The sequence below is a fragment of the Pseudomonas sp. AD21 genome, from assembly GCF_002878485.1.
Lineage (GTDB): Bacteria > Pseudomonadota > Gammaproteobacteria > Pseudomonadales > Pseudomonadaceae > Aquipseudomonas.
In genome coordinates, this window is sequence record NZ_NQYG01000051.1 from 6,050 (window position 1) to 9,925 (window position 3,876).

The window sequence follows — 3,876 nt, forward strand, 5'->3', positions numbered from 1 at the left end:
ATCGAAAACACGGTTGCGGATCGTCCACGCCACGGCGATCTGGCCGACGGTTCCCTCGCCGCGGGCTTCGCCCCACAGCGTGCGGGCGAGTATGTCGCGGTCTTTCTCGGTTGCAGTCATCACTTTTCTCCAGGCAAAAAAAAGCCCGCGTCATGGCGGGCTTTGGACTTACTCTAAATTTTGTTGCTACGAGGTAGACCTAATTTCTAAACAATAGGGCAACGTACGGCAGTCAGGACTTACTGCCCTCATAGGTAAATAAAGGTATTAATAAGATGGGCAGCCCCAAAAACTGATTACGATAATTCGCTCTTCAAGGTGCTTGAGAGTAGCTAAGTCTAATGCGCCGAAGGCCCAACAAGCGGTCAGAAAACCAACTGTTTTATTCTGCCACTCCTGCTCTGAGCGCGCGGCGCTCTCGCGAAGCCATTCAACCGTTCGCAACACATTCACCGGTGATCGCTTCAACGAACATTCGATCGCAGTAAATAACTCCACTAATCCGGTGCGTTCAGATGCGGCTGGAACAGCGAAAAGCTGACAGGTTGCTAAGTTCTGATTTTTTGATGCAGAACGATTCCTTTCCATTCGAACTTCCAGATTTCCGTGGCGTACTTCATTTTGTCATATTACACACACTGGATCAGAAATGCAGCATCCGATGATGGCGCTTTCACATGATTGCTAGAAACGGAGCATCAGAAGGACCTACTATCTGGTGGCACTGGCCAGTCGATATTGGCGGGATAAGTCGATTGCGTTTCTACCTTGCTCAGTGCGACTCGGTATTTCTTCCAGAGCTTTAACAGGTTCAAGCCAGCTTCGGTTGCCTCATCAATGTCCACCGCGTCCTGTAAAGGTTCGATTTCATGGTCTGCCTCTTTTCGGCGGCGGCCTGACTCGGCGATTGCATCGGTAAGCTGTTGGGCTATTAGCTTCACGGCCTTCATTTCAGCGGTAACCAGTTGGCTCCAATCAATGTTGCTCATGCCTCTGGCTCCTGTATCTGGGCGATTTGAATAGGTAAGGGCTGCGGGAGCGCAACTCGCCCCTCCGGCACGTTGATCAGCGGTGCCGGGAATGCCTGCTCCTGACTGAAGTTCGACGGAATCGGCAACAGCAGCGTGATCGACAGTACGCCGCCCTCTTTATCTACCTGCCCAGCAAACCAGATAGAGCTGATCGCGCTTGCTGGCAGCGTGTCGCCGTCTGCCATTGCCGAAAAGTCAAAGGTCTCTCCGTTGAGAATCAGTGAACTGCCAGCCCTTGCCACTTCAAGCGAGGCGTCCAGTCGTTGTGGGGAAAGAAAAATATTCATCAAAACCACCTGCCGAATGCAACGAAGTTTGCAGAGCGAATGAACGAGCCAGAAGCGGCATTCTGCCCAAGGCGAATGTTCTCAATGCCACCGTTCCCTGAAGCAGAGACAAATCCAAAAAGCGCCGTGTCATCGCGTGGAGTGACGATGACGTTCGGCCTCGAAACGAAGCCTGATGGAAAAGTCCACGAGATCCAGCCAGAGACAAAGGCGCCATAAAGAGGGGAATCAAGGGCCAAGGCTCCGCTATACAAAAACCTGCATATCTGCGTGCCATTGGCGAACTTCACGTACTCACCATTGGAATTGCTGCCGACTTCAATGATCGCACCGGTGGGCACGCCGCCAGATTGCGAGACCGAGCCAACGATATTGGCACGCTTGTAGTTGACTGCGTCGGCGGCGTATAGCTCGTCGAAGTTGCTCTGGGTTTTGGTAAACGCACTACGGGGCGTATCACCGCCCACGCCGGTAGGAGCAGTGCCGAGATTGATCGTCTGCTTGGACATTAAAAAATCCTGATTTTGAGTGATTAATCGCGGGAGCTCACGCGCTCATCTTGGCAAATAACGCCGGGAGGAAAAACGCGTAAGGGTTATTGGCGGCAACAGTAACGGCGTAGAGCGTGCCTCCGACGAAATCCCACGTGCAATAAAGCTGCCTTGGGATCGTCCCGCCAGAAACCATGGTCATTCCGAAGTTATTGATGAGCATGAATTCGTTTTGGGGAAAGCTGAACGGCACAGAATAATAATTTCGGTACAGGCCCTGATCATCCTGATCCGACTTGACGTAAGTCCAGTTTTGGAAAGCTCGCGTAAATGTTGCGTTAGGCGTTCCGGAGTCGAACAGCATTTTTCCGGCGCCGTCCCAAAGCCGCATGCCGTATTGGGCGACAGCTTGTGCGGCAAACGCGGCAACGAAATAGCGGCCGTTCGGCTGAGCGGTGGCGCTGCTGTATGTCCTGATGTAGAACCCAACCCAGTTGCCCGCTGACCACGTAGACCGTGTCATCGTCCAGGGCCGAGCGCATATCAGCGGGAAGAACGGCATTGATCTTGGCCAGTGCGTTCGTTACGGCGAGGGTGAGTGAATCGTCGGCTTGGCGACTCACCCACTGGGCGCCGATTGCCAGCGCATATATTTCCTCTTCGGTGAAAGACAGTGGGGGCAGAAGAAATCCTGGTCGCAGAATGTAGCCGACACCTGGTTCGCCCTCGATGTCGGCGCCCATCTCCTGAAGTGTGGCGACGTCACGGCGGATGGTGCGCAAAGACACACCCAGCTCATGCGCAAGCGCTTTGCCTGACACCGTCCTGCGGTGTCGGCGAAGTGCTTGCATCAGGTCAAATAATCGATGACTTCTGGTCATTCCGGCTCCATCGCGACGATGCCTTTACCGCCAAGCTTGCGCCCTTTTTCAAGTTCTGTGATTAGCTGGATCGCTGCGTTCAGCGAAACGATTTCTCCAATGGGCATTCTGAGGTTGTTCTCCCGGGCAGCATCCGCAAGCTTCTCGAGAATATCGGCACGTGGCGAACCGATAACAGGCTTCAGCCGTCGATCGAAGATCGCCCGGATGAACTTGCCCGGGCCGGGATTCAGATCCAGCAACACGCCGCTTTGCCGCAGCATGGCCATCCCCGCCGACATTTTCATTGTCGCGGCGGTATCGAAGACCACGTCGAAGCGCGTAGTGATCGTTGAGAGATCCATCGTGCGGTAGTCGTAGACGGTCTGCACGCCGAGTGCTCTGGCCCGTTCCATGTCCCGGGCGCTACAGCTACCGGAGACAACGGCACCGAAAAGCCGTGCGATCTGCACAGCGGCTTCGCCGACCGCCCCGGCACACCCGTTGATGAAGACATGCTGATCAGCACGCAGCTTTGCCTTGTCGATCAGCCCGTTCCACGCGGTAACGCCTGGAGTGCCCAAACATGCCGCATCCTCGAAGGAAACACTGTCGGGCTTTTTGGCAAGGAGCGTCTCCTTTGTCACCACCGCCTGGCCGAGCGCGCCACTTTCCTTGAAGCGGGCAAGACCAAATACGGCGTCACCTACCCGAAGCCGCGTTACACCGTGACCGACGGCCGTGACGATCCCGGAGAAGTCCATCCCCATCGCCCGGGGAAAAGCCCTGCCAGTCACGATTTTCATTTGTCCGTCGCGCAGCTTCCAGTCGATTGGATTGATGGCAGCGAACTTTACCCGCACCGCCACTTCCCCGTTGCCAGGTGCGAGCAGTTCGAAATCTTCGATCCGCATCACCTCCGGGCCACCATAGTTGTTGTACTGAATACGTTCAAATCCGGGCATGGCGCAGTTCCTTCACAGAGCAGGCAGCGACGAGACTGGATGGGTATCTCTGCCTGAGAAGCGCAGCATAAAACCCGGTGGTGCCAATTTATGGCACCATTTGTGAAAGTCGTTTTGTGTGCTCCGCAGGTTCAGGATCCTGGCGTACTCACGCGAGTACCGATCAGGTAAGCGAACTCAATGCTCAAAGCAACGAAGATCAATGGTGGGAGCGGGCTTGCTCGCGAAGACGTCGGCCCGGC

The 3,876-nt window shown here is 55.1% G+C and carries 5 protein-coding genes and 3 pseudogenes; all 8 read right to left on the reverse strand.

Annotation, left to right across the window (positions count from 1 at the left end):
- A pseudogene (locus PseAD21_RS30110) lies at positions 1–120 on the reverse strand (cell wall hydrolase); the annotation flags it as partial.
- A 147-nt stretch (positions 121–267) separates the two neighbouring features.
- A complete protein-coding gene (locus tag PseAD21_RS29605) occupies positions 268–588 on the reverse strand; it encodes a hypothetical protein (protein ID WP_146011309.1) in 321 nt (106 codons plus the stop codon).
- 110 nt (positions 589–698) lie between these two features.
- On the reverse strand, positions 699–989 hold the full coding sequence (locus PseAD21_RS22840) for a tail fiber assembly protein (protein ID WP_102357998.1): 291 nt from the start codon (positions 987–989) through the stop codon (positions 699–701).
- Positions 986–1,318 carry a hypothetical protein gene (locus tag PseAD21_RS22845; RefSeq protein ID WP_102358000.1) on the reverse strand — a complete coding sequence of 111 codons (333 nt, stop codon included), beginning with the start codon at positions 1,316–1,318 and terminating at the stop codon, positions 986–988. Before PseAD21_RS22845 ends, PseAD21_RS22840 begins: the two co-directional genes overlap by 4 nt.
- Entirely contained in the window at positions 1,318–1,827 is a 510-nt protein-coding gene (locus tag PseAD21_RS30115; RefSeq protein WP_256588241.1) for a hypothetical protein, read from the reverse strand. The genes PseAD21_RS22845 and PseAD21_RS30115 overlap by 1 nt, the downstream gene beginning before the upstream one ends.
- Positions 1,828–1,864: 37 nt before the next feature.
- Positions 1,865–2,389 (reverse strand): annotated as a pseudogene (locus tag PseAD21_RS22855) (hypothetical protein); the annotation flags it as partial.
- Positions 2,316–2,690 (reverse strand): annotated as a pseudogene (locus tag PseAD21_RS22860) (helix-turn-helix transcriptional regulator); the annotation flags it as partial. The pseudogenes PseAD21_RS22860 and PseAD21_RS22855, both read right to left, overlap by 74 nt.
- Positions 2,687–3,634: an NAD(P)-dependent alcohol dehydrogenase gene (locus PseAD21_RS22865; RefSeq protein ID WP_102358004.1), complete on the reverse strand. Its 948-nt coding sequence runs from the start codon at positions 3,632–3,634 to the stop codon at positions 2,687–2,689. The gene PseAD21_RS22865 and the pseudogene PseAD21_RS22860, both read right to left, overlap by 4 nt.
- Positions 3,635–3,876 lie beyond the last annotated feature (242 nt).